At 55.2% G+C, this 24,718-nt stretch carries 23 protein-coding genes and 1 tRNA gene; 20 read left to right on the top strand and 4 right to left on the bottom strand.

Annotated features, from left to right (window positions below; all coding sequences use genetic code 11):
- Positions 1–60 precede the first annotated feature (60 nt).
- From RA157_RS08275 to RA157_RS08290, 4 genes are read left to right on the top strand one after another with little or no spacing between them, the layout of a single operon-like run.
- A complete protein-coding gene (locus RA157_RS08275; protein ID WP_350335988.1) occupies positions 61–768 on the top strand; it encodes a GntR family transcriptional regulator in 708 nt (235 codons plus the stop codon).
- Positions 769–784: 16 nt separating this feature from the next.
- The gene (locus RA157_RS08280) at positions 785–1,837 is read left to right on the top strand and encodes an aldo/keto reductase (protein WP_350335989.1); all 1,053 of its coding nucleotides are present in this window, start codon (positions 785–787) and stop codon (positions 1,835–1,837) included.
- Entirely contained in the window at positions 1,827–2,255 is a 429-nt protein-coding gene (locus RA157_RS08285) for an RbsD/FucU family protein (RefSeq protein ID WP_350335990.1), read from the top strand. The genes RA157_RS08280 and RA157_RS08285 overlap by 11 nt, the downstream gene beginning before the upstream one ends.
- Positions 2,255–3,085, top strand: a complete 831-nt coding sequence (locus RA157_RS08290) for an amidohydrolase family protein (protein ID WP_350335991.1) — start codon at positions 2,255–2,257, stop codon at positions 3,083–3,085. Before RA157_RS08285 ends, RA157_RS08290 begins: the two co-directional genes overlap by 1 nt.
- A gap of 99 nt (positions 3,086–3,184) precedes the next feature.
- On the opposite strand, the gene RA157_RS08295 is transcribed toward RA157_RS08290, so the two are convergent.
- A tRNA-Leu gene (locus RA157_RS08295) sits at positions 3,185–3,271 on the bottom strand.
- A gap of 246 nt (positions 3,272–3,517) precedes the next feature.
- On the opposite strand from RA157_RS08295, the gene RA157_RS08300 reads away from it, so the two are divergent.
- Positions 3,518–4,495 (top strand): complex I NDUFA9 subunit family protein, encoded by a 978-nt coding sequence (locus RA157_RS08300; RefSeq protein WP_350336175.1) that lies wholly within the window; start codon positions 3,518–3,520, stop codon positions 4,493–4,495.
- A gap of 33 nt (positions 4,496–4,528) precedes the next feature.
- Here RA157_RS08300 and RA157_RS08305 read toward each other — a convergent pair whose 3' ends face one another.
- Entirely contained in the window at positions 4,529–5,335 is an 807-nt protein-coding gene (locus tag RA157_RS08305; RefSeq protein WP_350335992.1) for an undecaprenyl-diphosphate phosphatase, read from the bottom strand.
- Positions 5,336–5,474: 139 nt separating this feature from the next.
- Between RA157_RS08305 and RA157_RS08310 the strand changes: the two genes are divergently transcribed.
- From RA157_RS08310 to RA157_RS08325, 4 genes are all read left to right on the top strand, one after another.
- Positions 5,475–6,155 carry a glutathione S-transferase family protein gene (locus RA157_RS08310; RefSeq protein ID WP_350335993.1) on the top strand — a complete coding sequence of 227 codons (681 nt, stop codon included), beginning with the start codon at positions 5,475–5,477 and terminating at the stop codon, positions 6,153–6,155.
- A gap of 2 nt (positions 6,156–6,157) precedes the next feature.
- Positions 6,158–7,327 (top strand): tRNA epoxyqueuosine(34) reductase QueG, encoded by a 1,170-nt coding sequence (queG, locus tag RA157_RS08315; RefSeq protein WP_350335994.1) that lies wholly within the window; start codon positions 6,158–6,160, stop codon positions 7,325–7,327.
- Positions 7,328–7,331: 4 nt separating this feature from the next.
- On the top strand, positions 7,332–8,204 hold the full coding sequence (locus tag RA157_RS08320) for an SDR family oxidoreductase (RefSeq protein ID WP_350335995.1): 873 nt from the start codon (positions 7,332–7,334) through the stop codon (positions 8,202–8,204).
- A gap of 421 nt (positions 8,205–8,625) precedes the next feature.
- On the top strand, positions 8,626–10,701 hold the full coding sequence (locus tag RA157_RS08325; RefSeq protein ID WP_350335996.1) for a methyl-accepting chemotaxis protein: 2,076 nt from the start codon (positions 8,626–8,628) through the stop codon (positions 10,699–10,701).
- 63 nt (positions 10,702–10,764) lie between these two features.
- On the opposite strand, the gene RA157_RS08330 is transcribed toward RA157_RS08325, so the two are convergent.
- Positions 10,765–11,562 carry an alpha/beta hydrolase gene (locus tag RA157_RS08330; protein WP_350335997.1) on the bottom strand — a complete coding sequence of 266 codons (798 nt, stop codon included), beginning with the start codon at positions 11,560–11,562 and terminating at the stop codon, positions 10,765–10,767.
- A 137-nt stretch (positions 11,563–11,699) separates the two neighbouring features.
- Between RA157_RS08330 and RA157_RS08335 the strand changes: the two genes are divergently transcribed.
- The 9 genes from RA157_RS08335 to RA157_RS08375 all read left to right on the top strand — a co-directional run bounded on the left by RA157_RS08335 (position 11,700) and on the right by RA157_RS08375 (position 20,642).
- Positions 11,700–12,896, top strand: coding sequence for a glycosyltransferase family 4 protein (locus RA157_RS08335; RefSeq protein ID WP_350335998.1), 1,197 nt, complete (start codon positions 11,700–11,702; stop codon positions 12,894–12,896).
- Between the two features lie 245 nt (positions 12,897–13,141).
- Positions 13,142–13,678 carry a translation initiation factor IF-3 gene (infC, locus tag RA157_RS08340; RefSeq protein WP_350336176.1) on the top strand — a complete coding sequence of 179 codons (537 nt, stop codon included), beginning with the start codon at positions 13,142–13,144 and terminating at the stop codon, positions 13,676–13,678.
- Positions 13,679–14,284: 606 nt separating this feature from the next.
- On the top strand, positions 14,285–14,827 hold the full coding sequence (locus RA157_RS08345) for a DUF992 domain-containing protein (RefSeq protein WP_350335999.1): 543 nt from the start codon (positions 14,285–14,287) through the stop codon (positions 14,825–14,827).
- A gap of 328 nt (positions 14,828–15,155) precedes the next feature.
- Positions 15,156–15,353, top strand: coding sequence for a 50S ribosomal protein L35 (gene rpmI, locus RA157_RS08350; RefSeq protein ID WP_350336000.1), 198 nt, complete (start codon positions 15,156–15,158; stop codon positions 15,351–15,353).
- Positions 15,354–15,389: 36 nt separating this feature from the next.
- Positions 15,390–15,749, top strand: a complete 360-nt coding sequence (gene rplT / locus RA157_RS08355) for a 50S ribosomal protein L20 (RefSeq protein WP_350336001.1) — start codon at positions 15,390–15,392, stop codon at positions 15,747–15,749.
- Positions 15,750–15,888: 139 nt separating this feature from the next.
- Positions 15,889–16,971 carry a phenylalanine--tRNA ligase subunit alpha gene (pheS, locus tag RA157_RS08360; RefSeq protein ID WP_350336002.1) on the top strand — a complete coding sequence of 361 codons (1,083 nt, stop codon included), beginning with the start codon at positions 15,889–15,891 and terminating at the stop codon, positions 16,969–16,971.
- Between the two features lie 16 nt (positions 16,972–16,987).
- Positions 16,988–19,405: a phenylalanine--tRNA ligase subunit beta gene (pheT, locus tag RA157_RS08365; RefSeq protein WP_350336003.1), complete on the top strand. Its 2,418-nt coding sequence runs from the start codon at positions 16,988–16,990 to the stop codon at positions 19,403–19,405.
- Between the two features lie 247 nt (positions 19,406–19,652).
- Entirely contained in the window at positions 19,653–19,994 is a 342-nt protein-coding gene (locus RA157_RS08370) for a hypothetical protein (protein WP_350336004.1), read from the top strand.
- Between the two features lie 63 nt (positions 19,995–20,057).
- Positions 20,058–20,642: a nucleotidyltransferase family protein gene (locus RA157_RS08375; protein ID WP_350336005.1), complete on the top strand. Its 585-nt coding sequence runs from the start codon at positions 20,058–20,060 to the stop codon at positions 20,640–20,642.
- Between the two features lie 21 nt (positions 20,643–20,663).
- On the opposite strand, the gene RA157_RS08380 is transcribed toward RA157_RS08375, so the two are convergent.
- On the bottom strand, positions 20,664–21,887 hold the full coding sequence (locus RA157_RS08380; RefSeq protein ID WP_350336006.1) for a multidrug effflux MFS transporter: 1,224 nt from the start codon (positions 21,885–21,887) through the stop codon (positions 20,664–20,666).
- Positions 21,888–22,025: 138 nt separating this feature from the next.
- Between RA157_RS08380 and lepA the strand changes: the two genes are divergently transcribed.
- Both lepA and RA157_RS08390 read left to right on the top strand, forming a co-directional pair.
- The gene (gene lepA, locus RA157_RS08385; RefSeq protein ID WP_350336007.1) at positions 22,026–23,831 is read left to right on the top strand and encodes a translation elongation factor 4; all 1,806 of its coding nucleotides are present in this window, start codon (positions 22,026–22,028) and stop codon (positions 23,829–23,831) included.
- 162 nt (positions 23,832–23,993) lie between these two features.
- Positions 23,994–24,485 carry a GNAT family N-acetyltransferase gene (locus RA157_RS08390; protein ID WP_350336008.1) on the top strand — a complete coding sequence of 164 codons (492 nt, stop codon included), beginning with the start codon at positions 23,994–23,996 and terminating at the stop codon, positions 24,483–24,485.
- Positions 24,486–24,718 lie beyond the last annotated feature (233 nt).

Below are 24,718 nucleotides of genomic sequence, written 5' to 3' on the forward strand. Positions count from 1 at the left end.
ACGATCATGAGATTTCTAGATTGACTTCCATGATATGTCAACTAACATGTTAGTATGCTTATGACCAAAGATATTGATGCGAGCCATCTGGCTGACATTGCGGAGTTGGAAGGATCTCTGGCGCAAAGGGTCTACCAGACCATCCGCGAAGCTATTCTGTCCCTTGATTTTCCACCCGGAGCCATCCTTCGCAAGGGTGCGATTTGCGATGCACTTGGGGTGTCGCGATCGCCGGTTTCAGAGGCTATTGCCCGTCTGTCAGCGGAAGGGTTGGTCAATGTGGTGCCTCAGTCTGCCACGCGTGTCTCATACTTCTCCATGTGGGAAATTCGGGAGGGGTCGTTCCTAAGAGAGGCTCTGGAGCTGGCCGCAGTTGCGAAAGTGGCTGAAGATGTCACGGATGAGCAAATTGCTCAGCTTTCCCGCAATATGCGGCTGCAGCAATTGCTGGTGGAGGATGGCGATTATTCGGGCTTTTATCAGACCGATGAGGAATTCCATGGGCTGATGATGCAGTTTACCGGCTTCAAGCGTGTCACCACTGTAGCGTCTACGGTTTCTCTTCAGGTGACCAGGGCCCGCATGCTGCTGTTGCCAACACAGGGTCGTGTTTCAGAGACCCTGGTTGAGCATCAGGCCATTGTTGATGCGATAAAAAACCGGGATCCGTCTACAGCGCAAGACGTTATGCGGTTTCATTTACGGCAACTGATGCCACGGATTGAGATGCTCGCCAAAGAGCGTCCCGATCTGTTCCTGACTGAATAGAACTGGCCGTTGAACCATGAAGATTGATGATATCTGTAAACTGAACAGTCGTACGGCCAGGCCTGTATTGCTGACCCGGATGGGATTCGGTGGCGCGCCGCTCGGAAATCTTTATCGCAAGGTCAGAGAGGACGATGCTCAGTCTGCGCTGCAGGCCGCGTTTGATGCAGGCATTGGTTATTTCGATACTGCGCCTCAATATGGACTGGGCCGGTCAGAGGAGCGGTTTGGCAGAGCCATCAAGCGGTTCGGGCGCGATAACATTCAGCTGTCAACCAAGATTGGCCGTCTGTTGCTGGACTGTGAGCCTCATGAAGTGACGCCGGAAGCCTTTGTGGATGTGCCGCAGAAGCGGATTGTCTTTGATTACACCTATGACGGGGTCATGCGGTCTTATGAGGCCAGCCGAAAACGGCTGGATGTAGCCTGCGCCGATATTCTTCTGGTCCACGATGTCTGTGCTTTCAGCCAGGGCAGCCAGGAGGCGTCGGACGCAAAGGTGCGTGAACTTTTTGATGACGGTGGTTTCAGGGCGCTGACCGAATTGCGGGCATCCGGCGACATTGCTGCTATTGGTGCCGGTGTGAATGAGTGGCAAGTCTGCGAGAAGCTCCTGGGGCTTGGAGATTTCGACGGCTTTCTGCTGGCCGGTCGCTATACCCTGCTGGAGCAGGATGCTCTCGACAGTTTCCTGCCTCTCTGTGCGCAGAGAGATGTGGGGATCATTCTTGGTGGGCCCTATAATTCAGGTATTCTGGCCACTGGCCCTGTCCCGGGTGCAAAATATAATTATGCTGATGCGCCACCGGAGATTCTGGACAGGGTCCGCAAGATAGAAGCAGTCTGCAATGCTCATGAGACGCCTCTCATTGCGGCTGCCCTGCAGTTTGTTCTTGGGCATCCATCCGTCAAGACTGTCATTCCGGGTGCGGTCAGCGCGGAAGAGGTCAAAGCCAATGTGGCTCTGCTCGAGCGCCCCATAAATCCGTCTCTCTGGTCTGATCTGAAGGCGGAAGGTCTGATCCGCCCTGATGCGCCGACACCAGAGGAGGCGGCACATGCTGCGTAACATCGACCCTGTTCTGTCGCCTGATCTGTTGCATGCACTGCGCGCCATGGGGCATGGCGACGAGATTGTCATTGCGGATGCCAATTTCCCTGCTGAGAGCAGTGGGACGCTCTGTCTGCGGGCTGACGGGGTGACCGCGGATGTGATGCTGCGCGCGGTCTTGTCCATCATGCCGCTCGATACATTTGTCCCCGATCCCGCTTTATCCATGCAGGTGGTAGGCGATCCGGACGCTATACCGGAAGCCGTGTCCCATTTCCAGGGCATCATTGATGAAGTAGCGGATAATCCGATCCCGATCAGGGCGCTGGAGCGGTTTGCGTTTTATGAGCGCGCACGACAGTCTTTCGTGGTGGTGCAAACCGGTGAACAGCGTCTGTACGGAAACATTATCCTGAAAAAAGGTGTCATCGGGTAATGCGCATTGATGCTCATCAGCATTTCTGGACCATTGCACGTGGGGATTATGGCTGGCTTAAGCCAGAGCTCAAGCCGCTCTACCGGGATTTTGGCCCTGATGACCTCCACCCCTTGCTGCAGGCTGCCGGTCTTGATGGAACCATACTGGTTCAGGCGGCGCCGACACGTGCAGAAACAGATTTCATGCTTGGTCTGGCACGTGAAACGCCATTTATAAAAGGTGTGGTTGGCTGGGCTGATTTCGAAAGCCAGACAGCATCGGATGATATCCGGCAGATGGCAGGCAGTCCGGCACTTGTGGGTCTGCGGCCGATGATACAGGACATACCCGATCCCGACTGGATGCTGCGCCCTGATCTTGCGCCCGCATTTGACGCGCTAATTGAGGCCGGGCTGGTCCTTGACGCACTCACCCTGCCGCATCACCTCAGCAATCTGAAAACACTGCTCGCACGTTATCCGGACATGAAAGTGGTGATCGATCATGGGTCAAAACCATTGATCAGGGACGGCATTTTTGAAGGCTGGGCCGAAGACATGGCGGCCATTGCCGCAGAAACAGGTGCCTTCTGCAAACTGTCCGGCCTTATTACAGAAGCGGCTGAAAACTGGACGGCCGATGACCTCCGCCCCTATGTGCGGCATCTGCTCACCTGCTTCGGACCTGAAAGGCTGATCTGGGGCAGTGACTGGCCAGTCTGCACCCTGGCAGGAACCTATCATGCCTGGCTGGCGGCGACCGCAGACCTTCTGAGCGACCTGTCAGATGGGCAACAGGCAAAAATCCTGGGCCTCAATGCGGTGGAGGTCTACGGTCTCGCGCTGTGAGCGAAACTAGGCCTGTATTCAACGCTGCCATACCAAACAGCTTCCAAAGCAAATCGAATGCTTCAGAGCATATTATATTCGTTTGATTTTAAAGAAGAATGGTGCCCAGGAGAGGACTCGAACCTCCACTTCCATACGGAAACTAGCACCTGAAGCTAGCGCGTCTACCAGTTCCGCCACCTGGGCCTTGGAGGGGTGAATAAGGATCGGGTCTGCTCTTGTCAATCGTCTTTTGCATTTATGTGTGATTTGTAGGGGAAAACTCTTCAGACGGCATCTGTCACCGCTCTTCTGGAGTGGCTTATGGATCGATTGTCGCCTGTACAGCGTATAGACAAATAGCTAAAAGCAATATCAGTGAAGAAAACCGCTTTGCCGGGGCGGGGACAGGGAATGCGCCGGATATCCGGTATGAAGCAGGAAAGGCACGTCATGGGTTCTGCAATCAACGGCAAACTGGTCACGGTTTTCGGAGGCTCAGGGTTCCTGGGGCGTCATGTTGTCAACGCTCTGGCCCGTCGCGGATACCGGGTTCGGGCTGCTGTCAGACGGCCCGACCTGGCACATCATCTGCAGCCTTTGGGCATTGTCGGGCAGGTGACACCGGTGCAGGCCAATATCCGCTACAGACAATCTGTTGATCAGGCTGTTGCTGGTGCGGATGCGGTGGTCAATCTGGTGGGGATCCTGTTTCCGACCGGTCGCCAGTCATTCGATGCCGTGCAGGATACAGGCGCGCGCGCCATTGCAGAAGCCAGCCAGGCCGCAGGAATAGAAACACTGGTTCATGTCTCGGCAATCGGGGCAGATGCCGATAGCAAGTCAGCCTATGCCCGATCGAAAGCCGCAGGGGAAGCCGCCGCGCTTGAGACCTGTCCGGATGCCATCATCATGCGCCCGTCTATCGTCTTCGGACCGGAGGATGATTTCTTCAACAAGTTTGCCGAAATGGCGCGCCTGGCACCGGCACTGCCTCTTGTCGGGGGTGGGGGGACCAGATTCCAGCCGGTTTATGTGGGCGATGTGGCGGATGCCATTGCTGATGCCGTGGATGGCAAGCTGAAGCCAGGCACCACTTATGAACTGGGTGGACCGGATGTCAAAAGCTTTGCCGAATTGCTGCAGATGATGTTGCAGCTTACCTGCCGCCGCCGGGCGCTGGTACCTCTGCCATTCGGGCTGGCCAAGACCATCGGGTTCTTTGCGGAATTCCTGCCAAAGCCGGTTCTGACGCGGGATCAGGTGGAATTGCTGAAGCGGGACAATATTGTCTCGGACGAAGCTCGTGCCGAAGGGCGCACCCTTGACGGGATGGGCTTCAAGCCGCGAACACTTGCATCTGTCCTGCCGACCTATCTTGAGCGGTTTCGCCCGCAGGGGCAGTTTCAGCCGAAAGACAACGGTGCCTGAAATCCCGCAGGGGTTGTTTGCCGGTACCTGACCCTAGCCAAGAAGCTGAAGGGCGATCAGCCCGCATGTGCCGACGATAATGCGCCACCAGGCAAACAGCATGAAGCCGTGACGACTCACAAAATCGAGCAGCACCTTGACCACGGCCAGGGCGCAGAAGAAGGCTGCGACAAAGCCGATGGTAATCAGCCAGACATCATCAAGGGAGAGAGCGTCGCGGTTCTTGTAGAGGTCGTAGACAAAGGCACCAGCCATGGTTGGCATGGCCAGAAAGAATGAAAATTCCGCAGCTGAGCGTTTGTCTGTTCCCATCAGGAGGGCACCTGCAATGGTCGCGCCTGAGCGTGAGGTGCCCGGCACCAGGGCAAGGCACTGGAACAGGCCGATTTTCAGGCAGAGCGACAGGGGATAGTCCATCACATCCGTATAGACCGGCTGCTGTTTGAGGCGATCGACCCAGGCCAGAAGCACACCGCCGATAATCAGCACAACACAGATGAGGGCCGGGGTTTCAAACAGAACGGTCTTGATAAAACCGTGCAGTGACGCGCCCAGTATGGCGGCGGGCAGGAAGGCAATCAGAATCCCTGCGACAAAACCGCGGGCTTTCGCGCTTGTAGGCAGGGCGGTTGCCAGTGACCACAGGCGGGTGAAATAGACCGACAGAATGGCCAGAATGGCACCAAGCTGAATGAGGACTTCAAAAGTCCGCCCGGTGCTGTCAAAACCCAGGAAATGACTGGCCAGCAACACATGGCCGGTGGATGAAACCGGCAGGAATTCTGTCAGGCCTTCAAGGATGCCAAGCAGAAGCGCCTGAATGATGGTGTCATTGTCCATAAAACGGCCTTAATGAAAATGTGTCTGGACAGTCGGCCGGAAAGTCTTGTGACATTGGCCAACCCGCACTATAGGGAAAACTCCTCAATCCCTTAACAAGCCCCTGAACACACTGCAAGCAACCTGTTATAGTTCCCGCATGTTGAAGCTTCACCATTACACATTGTCCTCTGCCTCCCGGTTTGCCCGCCTTGCTCTGGGTGAATATCGGGTTGGAATGGCTTTGATTGACGAGAAACCCTGGTTGCGACGGGAAGAGTTCCTGAAGCTGAACCCGGCGGGTGTCTTGCCGGTGCTGATCGAGAATGACGGACCGCCTGTCTGTGGTGTGGGGCCGATCATGGAATATCTTGATGAAACCCGTGGCTATGCCATGGGAGATCGGCGGCTGATGCCGGACCATCCTTATGCGCGGGCTGAAATGAGACGGCTGTGCGAGTGGTTTTTCCTCAAGTGTGAGGCCGAGGTCACTGAATTTCTGGTGCGGGAAAAGGTGATGAAGCGGGAAAGCGGGTCCGGTTCTCCCGATACCGGTATCATGCGCGCTGCCCGTGGCAATCTGAAAATCCATCTCACCTATGTTGATCATCTGCTCAGTGAGCGGAACTGGATTGCCGGCGACCGTCTGAGTTATGCGGACCTGGCTGCCGGGGCGCATATTTCCTGTCTTGATTATCTGGATGAGATGGACTGGTCGGCGCACCCCAATACGCGTGAATGGTATGCGCGTATCAAGTCGCGCCCCTGCTTCCGCCCGATCCTGGCCGACAAGGTTCTGAGCCTGCCACCATCCAAGACCTATGCCAATCTGGATTTCTGATCGTGTCGCCCGAGGCCATCAAGGAGCTGATTCGCAAACGGGCACAGACAGAAGGGTTTGATGTTGTCCGGGTCACCCGGCCAGACGCTATCCCTGAAGCCGCTGGTCGGCTGAGAACCTTTATCGAACAAGAGCGATACGGCACCATGGACTGGATGCCGGAGACCGAGCAGCGCCGGGCTGACCCCCGCGCATTATGGCCGGATGTGAAATCCATTGTCATGCTGGGCATGAATTACGGGCCTGACTGCAATCCGCTGGACCTGCTGGACCGTCGGGATCGTGCAGCTATTTCCGTTTACGCCCGCAATCGTGATTATCACGACGTCATGAAAGGTCGCCTGAAGCAGATAGTCAATATGGTTGCGCAGAAGGCGGGTGTTGATCTCAAGGTCTTTGTTGATACCGCACCGGTCATGGAAAAGCCGCTGGCTGCCGCAGCCGGGCTCGGGTGGCAGGGCAAACACACCAATCTTGTCTCCCGCGAGTTGGGCTCATGGCTGTTTCTCGGAGCGATATTTCTGGCAGCCGAACTGCCTGCTGACGAGGCGGAAATGGATCATTGCGGGTCATGCCGGAAATGCCTTGATATCTGTCCCACGCATGCTTTTCCGGCGCCGTACCAGTTGGATGCCCGCAAATGCATTTCTTATCTGACCATCGAGCATAAAGGGCCCGTGCCGCGCCGGTTCCGCCATGCGATGAAGAACCGGATCTATGGTTGTGATGACTGCCTGGCCATTTGCCCATGGAACAAGTTTGCGCAGGAAGCGCGGGAAACCAGGCTGCAGGCGCGGGATGATCTGAAAGACCCGCATCTGACCGAACTGTCAGAGCTGGACGATCCGGCATTCAGAGCCCTGTTCTCCGGCTCGCCGGTCAAGCGGATTGGTCGGGACAGGTTTCTGCGCAATGTGATGATCGCTCTGGGCAACAGCCGGGATCCTGACGTGATGCCCTGGGTTGAGCGGCGTCTTGGAGACGACAGTGCTTTGGTGCGTGGTGCTGCGGTCTGGGCTTTCGGCCGTCTTGAGCCTGAAGCGTTTCTTGCTGCCCGGTCTGTGTATGAAGGCCGGGAAAATGACCCGGATGTACTTGAGGAATGGCATCTGTCGGCTGAGCGCATTATATCGAAACAAAAGACCGCAAGCGGTCATGGTGAGCATAGGTGATCTGATGCGGTTGTTTATTTTCGGAATGGGATATTCGTCCCACGCAATTCATGAACGCATGAAAGATGAATGCGAATGGGTGTGCGGGACAACGCGTTCGGTGGAAAAAGCAGAGGCACTCACAGAGCTGGGCATTGATGCGTTCCTGTTTGATGGTTCGACCCCAAATCCTGAGATTTCGGACAGGCTGAATGAAGCGACCCATCTGGTGATATCAGCAGGGCCGAATGAGGCCGGTGATCCGACAATTAATCAGCACCGTCAGGACATTCTGAATTCGGAAAGTCTCGCGTGGATCGGTTATCTCTCGACAGTTGGAGTCTATGGTAATCACGATGGTGCCTGGGTAACCGAAGAGAGTGAGTGCCGCCCTGTCTCGCAGCGGTCTGTGCAGCGTGTTGCTGCAGAACAGGCCTGGCGCGCGCTTGCAGAGGAAGCGGGTCTGCCACTGGCTATCTTCCGTCTGGGTGGAATCTATGGGCCGGGCAGGAACGCTTTCGTCAATTTTGAAACCGGTCGTGCCAAACGCATCATCAAGAAAGATCAGGTTTTCAACCGTATCCATCGTACCGATATTGCAGAGGCTGTCGCTCTGGCTGCCGGTGTAAAATCGGGGCTGACGTTCAACGTGATTGATAATGAACCGGCACCGCCCCAGGATGTTGTTACAATGGCTGCCGAGCTCAAAGGCGTGACTCCGCCGCCTGAAATCCCGTTCGAAGAGGCCGAGCTTCGCCCTATGGCGCGGTCGTTCTATGGGGAGAACAAGCGGTGCTCCAACGCGCGGCTGAAGGCGGAGCTGGGCATGCGGTTCCGCTATCCGACTTACAGGGAAGCGCTGACAGAAATGTGGGAAACGGATAGCTGGCGCGGTTAGGAAGAATACCCGCTGCCTCAGGCCAATCAACGCTGCCGCTGATGAACAGACAGGGCTTGAAGAGAGTGTCTTGAGCTTTGGAGCCGGATTTATCCAGCGTGAACTGTTCTGACTTATGTATTCTTACTTATTAAGTTGACAGGTGGCGGATGTGCTACATGGTTTGTGGGTGCGGCATAGTGTTGTAGACAATAAGTAATTAAACTTAGGATAAATGCTTATTTTTGAGAATTTCAATTAAAATAATACTGATTATTGTGGTTTAATACTTATTTACTAGAGTATTTCCTGCGTCGATTTACCAAGTGTTGACGGCTCAAGCGTATCGTTTTGCCATCTGATGAACCTCTACCGGCTGATTGGCGAGGGACGGCTGGCCAGGGTTTGAACCCTAGAACACTGCTTGGGGAAGTGGCACAAAATGTTCCGGTTGAACGATCTGAAGATTAGGACAATTGCACTGTTTCTGATTGCGATTGTCGTGACATCAAGTCTCATCATTATTGGTGCGTCTATTCTGGCAACAACGCGAATTGTAGACTCCAAGGCTGTCTGGGCACAGTATCAGGCTGACACGGAACCCAGGTCACAGGCTCTCGAAGCAATTGTGGGGCATCTTGGTTATGGTGGTATGATCCACCATTTCAAGAACTACGTGCTTCGCAAGGACGAAAAGCGGGTAAGCCGGTTTCATATTTCTGTGGGCGGTGTCATGACCGCATTGGACCAATATGCCATAGCCGGGCTTGATGCTGAGGAGAAACGGGCGATCGAAGCTATCCGGTCGGTTGTTACCGAATACAATCGTAAAATTGATGTCGTTGGAACGTTGGCGTCGGAAGCCCGAAGTGCTTCGGAAATCGATAAATTAGTCAAGATCAATGATGGACCAGCCGTAGAAGGTCTGAAACTTCTGCACGAGCGCTTGTTGGCAACGATTGCCCATGAGCATAGGGCTGAAAGCAAGATGGAATTGATCAGTGATCTGCGCGGTGCCCTTGGTTATGGTGGCATGATCCACCACTTCAAGAATTATGTGCTTCGCGGCGATGCCCCAAGAATTGAGAAATTCAACAATGCCGTTGCCCTAGCGGAAAAGGCAATTGCTGAATATCGGTCCCTTCATACAGTAGATGCAGAAACCGCTGCCTTGAGAGATATTGAAGCGGCCATTCAGGCCTATAAGAGTGCGATTAATCAGATCAAGGTGATGATTGGTGAGGGGGCAACCCCGGAAGCTATTGATAAGGTCGTGAAAATTAATGATGGACCTGCCGTCTCCGGTTTGTCCGGCCTGATCGGTGCGGTTGCTGCTGAGCGTCGGGAAGAAGGAAAAAAACTGTCTGTCGCAATGAATGAAGCCGAGAGCATTGCCCGCTGGTCAGCAGGTATTGCGATTGTTTCGGCTCTGCTGCTGGCAACCATGATGTATATGGTGCTGTTCCGTCAGATTATTCGGCCCGTATCCCGCATTGTGGATGCCATGGTGCATCTGGCGAAAGGTGAGCTGCATGTGGATCTGCCCCCGGCACGCGCCAATGAGATCGGCGATCTGGTTCGGTCCATGGACGTGTTCAGGCAGAACGCCCAGGAAAAGGCCTCCATGGAACAGGAACAGCTCGAGTTCCAGCGCCGGAGTGAGGCTGAAAAGCATGAGATGATGCAGCGACTCGCATCGGATTTTGACGCCAGCATCGGCGGTATCATCGAACAGGTATCCCAGGCGTCCACAGAACTGAATGTAACTGCCCAGACCATGGCTGGTGTTTCTGATGCTGCGCGTCAGAAGGCGGCCTATGTGGCGGAAAGCTCAGCAGGAGCCACATCCAATGTGGAAACTGTTGCAGCGGCGACCGAGGAAATGGCGTCATCCATCAGGTCGATTGAGCAACAGATGGCAGATGCCTCTGCGGCATCCCGTGAAGCGGTGACCACCGTTGGTCAGACCAGTTCAACAGTTGAGAGCCTGGCCGAGAAAGCAGAGACAATTGGCGAAGTGGTCAAGATGATCTCCGAAATCGCCAAACAGACCAATCTGCTCGCGCTGAATGCGACGATTGAATCTGCCCGGGCAGGTGAGGCTGGCAAAGGGTTTGCCGTTGTCGCCGCCGAAGTGAAGGCTCTTGCCACACAGACCGGTGATGCAACAGACAAGATCAACGATCAGATCGAGTCAATCCAGGCAGCAACCCAGGATGCGGTTTCATCAATGAAGGCGATCAACGAGGTGGTGCGTCAGCTTGACGAAACCTCCGCTCAGATGGCGGCAGCCGTCGAGCAGCAGGGAGCAGCGACCCAGGAAATCTCCCAGACAGTGCAGGCGACTGCTGTCGGAACCCGTGAAGTGTCTGAAAATATTGCCGGAGTATCGGATGCGGCGGGTCAGGCTGGAACTGCATCGGAGCAGGTCAAGACAGCAGCTGTTGATCTGTCATCTCAATCTGAACTGCTGAAATCGGAGGTGTCCCGCTTTATCGGGCAGATCAGAGCCGGATAATGTGGTGCCTTGTTTAGGAAAGACCGGATCGGCGGGGCCTCAGGCAGGCTCCGCCGATTGTGTTTAATCAGCCCTGTCTCTGATCTGGTTTGCCATCGCTTCAACAGATTTAAGGATGAGAGCAATATCCTGCTCGCGGGACAGCCGATGGTCGCCATCCTTGACCAGGGTCATCAGGGCATCATCGCTGGTCATAAGTTCAAATGTTGCCTCCGCATGCTGCCAGGGCACATCTTCATCTCGCATCCCCTGCAGAATATGAACCGGACAACCGGTTTCAATCGGTGCGTCCATCAGCAGATTGTCGCGGCCATCCTCAATCAGATCGCGGGTGATGATATAGGGTTCATCGGAATATTCGGATGGTTTCTCGAAGCGGCCTTTGGTCAGAATATCCTGACGAACAGCCTCGGGGAAATTAGCCCACATCAGCCGTTCCGTGAAATCAGCGGCGGGGGCTATCAGAACCATTCCGGCAATGCGGGACTGATCCTTGCCGACACTCTCAAGATGACGCTTGGCCAGCAGCAGGGACATCCATCCACCCATGGAAGAGCCGATCAGGATCTGAGGCCCTTCCGTGACACGATCCAGCACCGCCTGGGATTCCTCGGCCCATTTTGAAATGGTTCCATCGGCAAAATCACCGCTTGAGAGACCATGGCCGGAATAGTCGAACCGGGTACAGGACAGGCCATTGGCCCCGGCCCAGTCATCAAGCGCAATGGCCTTGGTGCCGTCCATGTCCGACTTGAACCCGCCGAGCCAGACCAGGCCGGGTCTGCTGCCGCTTCTGTGACGGACCGCAATGCGGCGCTGATCATTCTCCGGGCCGACCTCGATATATGTTGCCTCTGTCATGCAATCCCTGCCGAACTGTTGGTTTGCGCCGATCCTCGCCTTGGCTTATACCGGCTGATCGTTGATCTCAGCTGAACGCTCTATGATGTCGATTCGACACTGGCATTATCGCTTCCGGCTTGTGTGAAAGAAAGACCATGTCCTCTTCGGCCAAGACCATTCTTCAAATTATTCCGGCGCTGGATACAGGCGGAGCCGAGCGGACGACCGTTGATATCTCGAACGCTCTTGTCGCCCGAGGCTGGAAATCTCTGGTGGTCTGTGAGCCGGGACGGTTGATCGAGCCGCTTGAGAAAAATGGTGGCGAATGGATTGGTATGGCTGCTGCCAGCAAAAACCCGCTGATTATTCTGGCAAACGGGTTTCGTCTTGCGGGTCTGATCAGGGAACGGGGCGTTGATCTCATTCATGCCCGCAGCCGTGCGCCGGCCTGGTCAGCCTTGCTGGCCGCGCGTCTGACAGGGGTTCCCTTTGTGACCACCTGTCACGGCAAGCTCAATCAGAAGAGCTGGATAAAGGGTCTCTATAATTCGGTCATGGCCCGGGCCGATGCGGTGATTACCAATTCAGCCTTTACCGATCACATGGTGCGGAGCAAACATCCCCGTGCCCATGGCAGAACCACAATCATACACCGTGGTGTGGATATTGATCAGTTCAGCATGGCAGCCGTCGAGCCGTCTCGGATCTCGGCGCTGCAGCAGGCATGGGGCGTCTCACCGGACCAACCGGTGATTCTCAATCTTGGGCGCCTGACCCGTTGGAAAGGCCAGGGTGTGCTGATTGACGCAGTGGCCCGCTTGAGTGCTGACAAAGCCGCGCGACTGCCGGACAATGCGGTGGTGATTATCGCCGGAGGTGATCAGGGGCGTGAGTCCTACAGGCAGTCTCTGGAAGAGCGGATAAAAGAACTTGGTCTTGAAGGGCGCGTTCGGCTCGTTGGACATTGTGATGATCCTGAAGCCGCGATTGCCTTGTCCAGTGTGGTTGTTGTTGCCTCAATCGAAGCCGAGACCTTCGGCCGTGCTGCGGCAGAAGCCCAGGCCCTCGAGAAGCCGGTAATCGTGACGGATCTTGGGGCCGTGCCTGAAACTGTGTTGTCTGTGCCGGCTGTCTCGAGCGACGAGCGGACCGGCTGGCGCATCGCCCCGGATGACCCAGATGCAATTGCGGGAGCCTTGTCGGATGTGTTTGCCATGAGCCCGGCAGAACAGCATCAGATCGGCCATCGAGGCAGGCGGCATGTGGTAGAGAACTTCTCCCTCAAGGCCATGTGTGACAAGACTTTGGCCATTTATGATCGGCTTCTCGGAGTTGATGAGGGCATTACCTAGAAACGCGCCTTACTATTTGGGTGCAAAATCAACCTTGCAGAACGATTCGACGTTGACTTATGGGCGCTTTCGCAGGATTCTTGCACCAAAGCCGGATTCAAGGATCGCGGCATGTTTTGCAATGGATGATTTGATCGTGTTCTAAACCTGCGCCAGCCTGTGCAAAGACCTCCGGTTTGGGAGGGCTTGTCTGCGCCGCTTAGAGCCATTCACTATGATGTCAGTCAATATAGGAGACTAAGACCATTCGCCGCCCATTTAGAGCTCAGCCTCAGAAGAAGGAAGGTCCTCGTACAAACCGGGATATCCGTGTTCCTGAAGTTCAACTGATCGATGCAGAAGGCACCAATGTTGGTGTCATTGATACGCAGGAAGCCCTGCGTCAGGCCGAAGAAGCGGGCCTCGATCTGGTGGAAATCTCTCCTAACCAGGAACCTCCAGTCTGTAAAATCCTTGATTATGGCCGGTACAAGTACCAGGCACAGAAGAAAGCCGCTGAAGCCCGTAAGAAGCAGAAAGTGGTCGAGATCAAGGAAATCAAGATGCGCCCGAACATCGACACCCATGATTATGAGGTGAAGATGCGGAACATGCAGCGCTTCTTCGACAATGGCGACAAGGTCAAGGTGACATTGCGCTTCCGTGGTCGCGAAATGGCGCACCAGGAACTGGGCATGGAACTGCTGAAGCGTGTGAAAGCCGAAACCACGGAAGTGGCAAAGGTTGAAGCAGAGCCGAAGCTTGAAGGCCGTCAGATGATCATGGTGCTGGCACCGAAGTGATTTGGGCGAAGCGCTTGTAGGCTTTCGAAAAGCATTCTCTTAAAGCGCAAGACCTTTAACCTGAATCGGCGGCGGTACTTTAAGAGTTTGTTTCTGCGCGAGCTTTTATCCGAAAAGTCTATCAACTTTTCAGAAGCACGCTGTAGATCTCAGGATTATATGGGCGGGGCATCAGGCTCCGCCTTTTTTGTGTCTTTCATCCGGGCAAGAGCTGTTGCCAAAAGCATCCTATTTATGCGCCAACGGTCTGGCTCGTCGGCCGTGAAGTGAAGGCAAAAAAAACCGGCCTTTCGGCCGGTGAACAAAATGGTGAAACAGTTCATGCAGTTGGTGGTACTGGGATAGCTCCGATACCACAAACAACTTATCCGTCCTGTTCGACCTGCGCATGATGCAAATGCACTAGGAATGTAAATTTATTCAATTTTTCGAATATAGGCATAAAATGCTGCAAAATAAGAAAAATTCTTACCGTAAATGCCTTTTCAAAGTCACAATATGACCACAGCCTTACCGTCTTTCTGACCGGATTGGAGTTCAGAACCCTGTCCAGGAGACTGAAACAGACGCAATTGCGTCAGGTGAACTGGAGTGGACATAATCAAAATGACATTTGGCAAATATCTTATCCCGACCGCCGCTTTGATCATGGCATCTGTTGGAGTGGTTCAGGCTGCTGACCTGCCATCTGAACCCGTTCTTCCGGAGGTGCGGGGCAGTCATGCAGAACAGGATGCTGAGGCTTATGTCAAAGTCGGTGTTCTGGTCTGTGAAAGTGAGGGCGGGTTCGGTTATCTGATCGGGTCATCAAAGGATCTGGCGTGCACCTTCGATGCGCAGAATGCGGCTCTGGACGGGGCGGAATACAGCGGTCGGATTGTCAAGGTCGGCGCAGATGTCGGCTATACGGCTGGCGGTGTTCTGGCCTGGGCTGTTCTGGCTCCGGCCTATGATGTGCCTGCCAGCGGGCTTGACGGGACTTATCTGGGTGTCTCTGCAGAAGCCTCTGCCGGGATTGGAGCCGGGGCCAATGTGTTGATGGGCAGTTTCGAGCGGTCGATCAATCTGGTTCCGGTGAGTGTGTCCGGCACGGTTGGCCTTAATGTCGCCGGCGGCCTTGGTGCAATCACGCTGACCAGCATCAATTGATCTGAGTTGGCTATAGTTTATCCCACAGGCAGTCCTGAACAGAATGGGTGTGAGCAATGAGTCTTTACCCTGGCGGTGGAAGAGAGGCGATTCCGCCGCTTTTCTGTGATTTTCAAGGTTGCACTTCGCCGCCAAGCCGACTATAACCCCTCGGTCTCAAGCGGCCCGGCTCAAGGCGGCCATGGTTCACTCGTGTGTCATGGTAGTCGGTCGGACAGGACTGGATGCTTCAAAACATCAGGTCTCTCGTCACATCTTCAGATGTGTGTCCGGTTTTCAGGGCATGCCGTGGCTGCTTGAATTCGCTCAATCAAGGAGTAAGAGCAAAATGCCCAAGCTGAAAACAAAGTCCGGCGTCAAGAAGCGTTTCAAGCTGACCGGCACTGGCAAGGTTCGTGTGGCTCAGGCTGGCAAACGCCATGGCATGATCAAGCGTACGAACAAATTCATCCGTAATGCGCGTGGCACCACTGTTCTGTGTGATGCCGATGAGCGTATCGTCAAGAAGTTCATGCCGTACGGCTGAGCCGCGGCTTTTTTCTAGTTCGGAAGGATTTGTTCCATGTCACGTGTGAAAAGAGGCGTCACCGCGCACGCTCGCCACAAAAAAGTTCTGAAGGCCGCCAAAGGTTATTATGGCCGCCGCAAGAGCACCATTCGCGTTGCCAAACAGGCGGTTGAAAAAGCCGGCCAGTACGCATATCGCGACCGTAAGGCTCGCAAGCGCAGCTTCCGCGCGCTGTGGATCCAGCGTATCAACGCTGCTGTCCGCGAGCACGGCCTGACCTATAACCGCTTCATCGACGGTCTGTCCAAGTCCGGTGTTGAAGTAGACCGTAAGGTTCTGTCCGATCTGGCCATTCACCAGCCGGACGCATTTGCAGCCCTGGTTGAAAAGGCCAAGGGCGCGATTGCTGCATAATTATCGAAGCAGCAGAGTTTCAGAAAACCCGCGGCCTTACGGTTCGCGGGTTTTTTGTTGCTTTGCCCCACTGGATTGCCCGGCAAATTCTGCTAAAACCCATATCAAATTCACATCCCGGAAATCTGATAGACCTTCCATGTTGGACCTAGAACAGCTTGAAACAGATATTCTCGCGCGCCTTGAGGCTGCCGAGAGTGAGGCGGCTCTTGAAGAGATCCGCATTGAAACCCTCGGCAAGAAGGGCTCCATCTCTGAAAAGATGAAGTCGCTTGGCAAGATGACGCCGGAGGAGCGGAAAGAGGCAGGCCCGGCTTTGAACGGCCTGAAGACCCGTGTTGGTGATGCGATTGCGGCCCGCAAGGATGTGCTGAAGGCAGCAGCCCTTGATGCACGATTGAAGGCCGAGACGGTCGACATCACTCAGCCGGTCCGTTCCGGTCCCGCTGACCGTGGTCGGGTCCATCCGATCAGTCAGGTGATGGATGAGCTGACGGCCATCTTTGCCGATATGGGCTTCTCCATTGCTGAAGGGCCGGATATCGAGACGGATTTCTACAATTTCACGGCCCTTAACATCCCTGATGAGCATCCGGCCCGTCAGGAACATGACACCTTCTATTTCAACGAGAAGGAAGACGGCTCCCGTATGGTTCTCAGAACCCATACATCACCGGTTCAGATCCGCACCATGCAGTCGGTGACACCACCGATCCGCGTTATCTGCCCGGGCCGGACCTATCGTTGCGACTCTGATCAGACCCACACACCGATGTTCCATCAGGTGGAAGGTCTGGTGATTGATAAGGAAGCCAATCTTGGCAATCTGAAATGGACCCTGCAGGAATTCTGCAAGACCTTCTTTGAGGTTGAATCTGTTGAAATGCGCTTCCGCGCCTCGCATTTCCCGTTCACTGAACCCAGCATGGAAGTGGATATCCGCTGCGAGCGGGTTGGCAACGAGCTGCGTATCGGCGAAGGGGATGACTGGCTGGAAATCCTCGGCTGCGGCATGGTGCACCCGAATGTGCTGCGCAATTGCGGCCTCGACCCTGATGAGGTGCAGGGCTTTGCCTGGGGCATAGGCATCGACCGGATCGCCATGCTGAAATATGGCATGCCGGATCTGCGCGCCTTCTTCAATGCGGATACCCGCTGGCTGAACCATTACGGCTTCCGCCCGCTTGACCTGCCGACGCTGTTCGGCGGTCTGAGCGCATAGGTCGGGGGAGAGAGACATGAAATTCACACTGTCCTGGCTGAAGGAATATCTCGACACCGACGCGTCGCTGGACGAGATCCTTGAAAAGCTCACAGTCATTGGCCTTGAGGTTGAGGAAGTCGTTGATCGCGCCAGGGAACTGGCCGCTTTCACGGTGGCCTATGTTGAAGAGGCTGAACAGCACCCGAATGCGGACCGCCTCCGCGTCTGTAAGGTGAACACCGGTTCTGAAGTGCTGCAGATCGTCTGTGGTGCTCCCAATGCCCGTGCGGGCATCAAGGTGGTTCTGGCCCAGAACGGGTCCACTATTCCCGCGAACGGCATGGTCCTGCGCCCGACCAGCATCCGTGATGTCGATTCGAACGGCATGATGTGCTCCGAGCGTGAAATGGGCCTCTCGGATGAGCATGACGGCATTATTGAACTGCCGGAAGATGCGCCCATCGGAGAACCATTCGCGCCGGTTCTCGGGCTGGATGATCCGATTATCGACATTGCAATCACGCCGAACCGTGGCGATTGCCTTGGCGTTTACGGGGTTGCCCGTGATCTGGCAGCAGCCGGTCTTGGCGAGTTAAAGGAAAATACGCCAAAGCCGGTCGCCGGATCCTTCAAAAGCCCGGTTGATGTGCATTTGAACTTTGATGCCGAGACGGCGAATGCCTGCCCGGTCTTTGCCGGTCGCTATGTGCGTGGCGTCAAGAACGGTCCAAGCCCGAAATGGATGCAGGACCGCCTGCGGGCCATCGGTCTCCGCCCGATCAATGCTCTGGTGGATATCACCAACTACGTTTCCTACGACCGTGGACGTCCGCTCCATGTCTATGATGCGGACAAGCTGAACGGCAACATCCAGGCTCGTCTTGGACGCGAGGGAGAAAGCTTCCTTGCGCTGGATGGCAAGGATTATGCCGTTGATGAAACCATGTGTGTCATCGCCGATGATACATCTGTACTCGGCTTTGGCGGCATTATGGGAGGCGAGGAGAGCGGCTCGACCAACGAGACCGTCAACGTCTTCATCGAATGCGCCTGGTTTGATCCGATCCGCACAGCGACCACGGGTCGGAAAGCGGGGATCAATTCTGATGCGCGCTATCGTTTCGAGCGGACGGTTGATCCGGAAAGCGTTATTCCGGGTGCGGATCTCGCAACACAGATGGTGCTGGATCTGTGCGGCGGAGAAGCATCTGAGCCGGTTCTGGCTGGTGAAGTGCCGACCACAGACAGGATCATCGAATTTCCGCTGACGGAAGTGAAGCGCCTGACGGGTCTTGATGTGCCGCTGGTGGAAATCAAGGCTATCCTCAAACGCCTTGGCTTCTGGATGTCCGGTGCTAGTGACGTTGTGAAGGTGGCTGTGCCATCCTTCCGGCCGGATGTGTATGGCAAGGCCGATCTGGTGGAAGAAGTGATGCGGATCGTAGGTGTTGACCGCGTGCCGCTTCAGCCTTTGCCGCGCATTGGCACCGTTGGCCAGAAAATCCTGACCACAGGGCAGATTCGGAAAAACCGCGCCCGCCGGGCTCTTGCGGCCCGTGGCATGGTGGAAGCGGTCACATGGTCCTTCATTTCTGAAGAACAGGCGAAACATTTCGGCGGTGGTGACAAGGCTCTTCAGCTGGCCAACCCGATTTCGTCTGACCTGTCTGACATGCGCCCGAGCCTGTTTGCCGGTCTCCTGGCTGCAGCCCAGCGCAATGCAGACCGCGGTGTGACGGACAGCGCCCTGTTCGAGGTGGGGCAGGTCTTCCACGGTGATCAGCCTGACGATCAGAAGACTGTCGCAACCGGCATTCGCAAGAACACTGCTGTTCTGACGGGCTCAGGTCGCGATTGGGCCGGGAACAGTGCCAGCGTTTCTGTCTTTGACGCCAAGGCGGATGCCTTTGCCGTTCTTGAAGCGCTGGGTATGGAAACTTCCAAGCTTCAGATTGTGGCAGAAGCTCCGGGTATTTTCCATCCTGGCCGGTCCGGACGGATTCAGCTGGGGCCGAAAAATCACATCGGATGGTTTGGCGAACTGCATCCATCCACGCTGGAACTGATGGACGTGGATGGGCCGGTCTGCGGCTTTGAGATTGTTCTTGATGCCATTCCGCAGCCAAAAGCAAAGGCCACCCGGACAAAACCGGCGCTGGTTCTGTCTGATCTGATGGCCGTGAAGCGTGACTTCGCTTTCGAGGTGGACAAGGACGTGTCCGCACAGAGCATCATGCGTGCCGCCATGAGTGCAGACAAGAAACTGATTACGAATGCGTCTGTTTTCGATGTCTATGCCGGTGAGCACATGGCAGAAGGGCGCAAATCTGTCGCCATCGAGGTGATGCTGCAACCGAAAGACAAGACACTGACAGATGTGGAGATTGAAGCTGTTGGCAGCAAAATCGTCGCAGCTGTGGAAAAGGCGACAAAGGGAACCCTCAGAGGATAAGCGAAATCCTGCTGGTTTCCGGTGTTAGAAAACAAAAGGGCGCTGTCTTCGGGCAGCGCCTTTTTTGCTCGTATCTGCGATTTGGAAAAATTGACATGGTTAATTGATACAGCTTCTGGTACATATTTCTCTATCGGACATCCGGGGACAGGGGGGATGTTCGGCAGGCCTTTTCTGGCTGATTTGGGGAGAGAACCAGACGATGCCCTTATGGCGATCCGGCGTATTGAGCGCCTTGTTTTTATTATTGATTTTACCATCTCATGCCGAGACGGCTTTTCTCGATGGCCCGACAATCGACAGAGCCCTGCGTGGCAATACGGTAAAGGGGACGCGCCCGAACGGAACGCCCTGGTCCCAGTATTTCGCCGAAAGCGGTCGTACGCAGTATCGCGAGGGCGGCGCGGCGGTCCAGACCGGTCGCTGGGAAGTGCGGGACAATCAGTATTGCTCGAAATGGCCACCATCCAATGTCTGGTCCTGTTATCAGATCAAGGGTGACCTGGCCAACCAGCCCGTCACTCTGACTTGGCTCTTCGCCGATGGAGATGAATGGGATGGTCAGGTCATGTCGGGAAACCAGTTCTAGAATACATCCACTCTAGGGTTCAGGCGAACCTCGTCGTGTAACCATGGCCGGGGGCTTGCACAAATGTCGGAGCGGGAGAGTCTTGATCGCAGGCTGACAGAGATTGTTCTGGCTGACCCGGTCTTGATGAGAATCCTTCGAACCTGCCGTGACGCTGACCTTCCGGACTGGCGGCTCGTCTCGGGAGCCGTCTATCAGACGGTCTGGAATGTGCTGACCGACAGACCTCGGGGCTTCGGCATCAGAGATTATGACGTCGCCTATTTTGATGCTGATGATTTGAGCTATGAAGCGGAAGACATGCGGATCCGTAAGCTGTCCAGAGACATGAGCGATCTTGCTCCTCTTGTGGAACTGCGGAATCAGGCCAGGGTCCATCTCTGGTTTGAACAGCGATTTGGTCGGCCTTATCCTCCACTCGCGTCGACGGATGAAAGCCTGATCCGCTATCTCTCACCAACCCATGCGGTTGCTGTCAGGCTGGAGCGGGATGACCGTCTTGATATTGCCGCTCCCTTTGGCCTTGAGGATATCTTTTCCATGATCATACGTCCTAACAGGCTGCGGACGGATGCGGGCCAATATGATGAGAAAGCCAGGCGGATGAAAGAGACCTGGCCTGAACTGACAATTCACCCCTGGTCTTGATGCGCCCGGATGGAACCTTGCTTAGCGGCTGGCGGTGCGGTCCGCCCAGACCATGGCGGCCAGTGCTGCGCAGCTGAGGATGGCAAAACCTGCGACCAATGGCACGACGGTTCCATCATAGGCCTGGCCGATGACCATGCCGAGACCAAGGGATATGAAGGTTGTCAGGGAACCGATAACTGCAGATGCCAGCCCGGCAATATGTCCAAGCGGCTCCATGGCCAGAGCATTGAAGTTTCCAAACAGAAGGCCGATGCAGAAGAACACGACCGAGAAGAACAGCATATAGATCCAGAGTGGCGGTGTATCGCCATGAAGGGCAGCATAGACTGTGAAGGCCGTACTCAGAACGATCATGCTGATGACGGCGCGCATGGACAGGTATCGCATGCCCAGTTTCATCACCAGTCTGGCATTGACCAGAGAGGCTGCCCCGATAGCCAGAGCCAGCACTGCGAAAAACAGCGGGAATTTCTCACCCAGTTCATATTGCTGCTGAAAGATCTGCTGGGCGGTCGAGAGGTAGCCGATAAAGGCGCCGAAAACGAACCCGGCTGCCAGGATATAGCCCACGGCAACGCGGTTGCTCAGGCAGTCGCGCAGTCCTGCAACAAGGTGGCTGAGCGAGAAAGGAAGGCGTTTGTCTTGCGCGAGCGTTTCATCCTGGCGCAGGAAAAACCAGACTGTGACGACCATTGCCAGGCAGACAAAGCTGAGAAAAATTGCCCGCCAGTCGGCAAACAGCAGAATGCCCTGCCCGAGGGCTGGTGCGATTGCGGGGACAAGGATGAAGACAGCCATCACAAAGGACATCAGCCGGGCCATGGCGCGACCTTCATACTGGTCACGGACCAGCGCAATGGCAACAATGCGGGGCCCTGCAGCTCCCAGACCCTGCAGGAACCGGCCAAGCAGCATGGATTGGAAATCCCAGGAAATAAAGGACAGCAGGCTGCCCAGCATGAAGATGCCCAGTCCGGCATAGATGGGGCGCTTGCGGCCAAAGCTGTCCGACAGTGGCCCATAGAGGATTTGTCCGATAGCCATGCCGAGAAACAGTACGATCACAATCAACTGGTTATCGTTTGGGTCTTTTGTACCCAGATCCTGCCCGATCTCCTGCAGGGCTGGCAGCATGGCATCAATCGACAGAGCGACAAGGGACGTGAGCAGGGCGAGCAGGCTAACAGTCTCGGCAAAACCAGGGCCGACCCTGCCTTTGTCGCCAGCCGGTTGATCAGACATGAAATGGCCCCCTAACGCACATATACTCGTTGCATTCCTAGCGGGAAAGCAGGCGCGGTGACAGCAAAATTTCGCTCCGCCTGCAAACTTGAGAAAAACCGCTTTCCGAGTGAAGAAAGCAAGGCTATAAGCGCCCTCATGAGCACAGAAACGCTAAATCACATTCGCAATTTTTCCATTGTCGCGCATATCGATCACGGCAAGTCGACCCTTGCCGACCGGTTGATCCAGAGCACCGGATCCCTGACCGAGCGCGAAATGAAGGATCAGATTCTCGATTCGATGGATATCGAGCGGGAACGCGGCATTACCATCAAGGCCCAGACCGTGCGGCTGATTTATCAGGCGCAGGATGGTGAGAAATACACTCTGAACCTGATCGACACGCCAGGCCACGTGGATTTCGCCTATGAAGTCAGCCGGTCCCTGTCTGCCTGTGAAGGTTCGCTTCTGGTGGTTGACGCCAGTCAGGGCGTGGAAGCCCAGACGCTGGCCAATGTGTATCAGGCTATCGACAATGATCATGAGATCGTCTCTGTTCTCAACAAGATCGACCTGCCTGCAGCGGAGCCGGACCGGATCAAGGCTCAGATCGAGGATGTGATTGGTCTGGATGCGTCTGATTCCGTGATGATTTCAGCCAAGACAGGTCTCGGGATCGAGGATGTTCTGGAGGCAATTGTCCAGCGCCTGCCTGCGCCGGAAGGTGACCGCTCAGCACCGTTGAAAGCCATGCTGGTGGACAGCTGGTATGACACCTATCTTGGCGTCGTGGTTCTGGTGCGGGTGATCGACGGCACTCTGAAGAAAGGCCAGCAGATCAAGATGATGGGCACCGGTGCCACATATCATCTCGAACGCGTTGGTGTGATGACACCCAAACTGATTCTGACTGACAAGCTGGAGCCGGGCGAGATTGGTGTCTTCACCGCGTCCATCAAGGAAGTGGCGGATACCCGTGTCGGTGACACGATAACCGAGGACAAGAAGCCTTGTGCAGAAGCCCTGCCGGGCTTCAAGCCTGCTCAGCCGGTTGTGTTCTGTGGTCTGTTCCCGGTTGATGCGGCTGATTTTGATGATCTGCGTGCCGCCATGGGCAAACTGCGTCTGAATGATGCGAGCTTCTCGTTCGAGATGGAAAGCTCGGCAGCGCTCGGATTTGGTTTCCGTTGTGGTTTCCTCGGGCTCCTGCACCTGGAAATTATTCAGGAACGCCTGTCCCGTGAATTCAATCTGGATCTGATCGCGACAGCTCCGTCGGTTGTCTATGAGATGACCATGACAGATGGCACGGAAATTGAGCTACATAACCCGGCAGATATGCCCGACGTGGTCAAGATCTCGGAAGTGCGTGAGCCCTGGATCAAGGCCAGCATCATGACGCCTGATGATTATCTTGGTGGTATCCTGAAGCTGTGTCAGGAGCGTCGGGGCATTCAGACCGATCTGTCCTATGTGGGTTCCCGCGCCATGGTCCAGTATGATCTGCCGCTGAACGAGGTGGTGTTTGATTTCTACGACCGGCTGAAATCCATCTCCAAGGGCTACGCATCCTTTGACTATCAGATTTCGGACTATCGGGCCGGTGATCTGGTCAAGATGCAGATTCTCGTGAATGCTGAGCCGGTGGATGCTCTGTCGGTGCTCGTGCATCGCAGCCAGGCTGAACGTCGCGGCCGGGCCATGTGCGAGAAGCTCAAGGAACTGATCCCGCGCCATCTGTTCAAGATTCCGATCCAGGCTGCTATTGGCGCCAAGGTGATTGCGCGTGAGACCATCGCAGCGCTGCGGAAAGATGTGACCGCCAAGTGTTATGGCGGTGATGCGACCCGTAAGCGGAAGCTTCTGGAGAAGCAGAAAGAGGGCAAAAAGAAAATGCGGCAGTTCGGCAAGGTCGAGATTCCGCAGGATGCCTTCATTCATGCACTGAAGATGGACGACTGATCCTCATCTGTTGTCCATCTTAGCCGGGCTTAGCCGGGCACATGGTCTCGCCAAATCAGGAAACTCCTGTTAAAACCCTCTCACATTTTGATCCGGAGGGGAGCGCCACTGCATCAGGGCGGAAGCTTTGATGCATAAACGTAATGGTGCAATGGAGTTTTTATGACTTTGAATGATATCAGCATTCGACTGGCTGGAGCGTCCGACGCCGAGGCTCTGCATGACATGTTGCTGACGCTGGCTGATCATACGGGCAATCGCCACAAAGTCACTGCCACACCTGAATCCCTGCGGAAATACGGCTTTGGTGACAGACCGGCTTTTGCGACATTTTTCGCTGAGCTGTATGGCGAGCCGGTGGGCTTCTGCACATTCATTTACCGGTTCTCCACCTGGCGCGGTGAGCCGGGCGTGGCCGTTCAGGATATCTATGTCAGCGATAAGGTGCGTGGACTGGGTGTCGGGCGTGCGCTGCTGGCACAGGTTATCCGGTTTGGGCTGGCAGATGGATGTACCCATTTGCGCCTGAATGTGGATACGGAAAATACGACCGCCAGAGGTTTTTATGAAAAGCTCGGCTTTACCGAGCAGCCGGATGAACATACGCATATGCTGACTGACGAGGCCTTCGAAGCCTTGATTCAGGCAGGATAACAGCGAACTGAGTTTGAAAGCCATTAATGGGTGTCATGGTTGCAACTGGCACGGCGACCATGGTCGTTCTTGCTGGCCCCATAGATGACTAAAAACTGGTTGCGTAGACTGGTTTTGCCTGATACGCGTCTGCGAAAGGCATATTTTCCTATTGCGCTGTAAAATCGGTAATTGGCGTTCTTTCCGCTCTCCGGCGCTGGCTGTAGAGTTCGCGCAATAATTTCAATGTGTCA

This window comes from Coralliovum pocilloporae (assembly GCF_030845175.1).
Lineage (GTDB): Bacteria > Pseudomonadota > Alphaproteobacteria > Rhizobiales > Cohaesibacteraceae > Coralliovum > Coralliovum pocilloporae.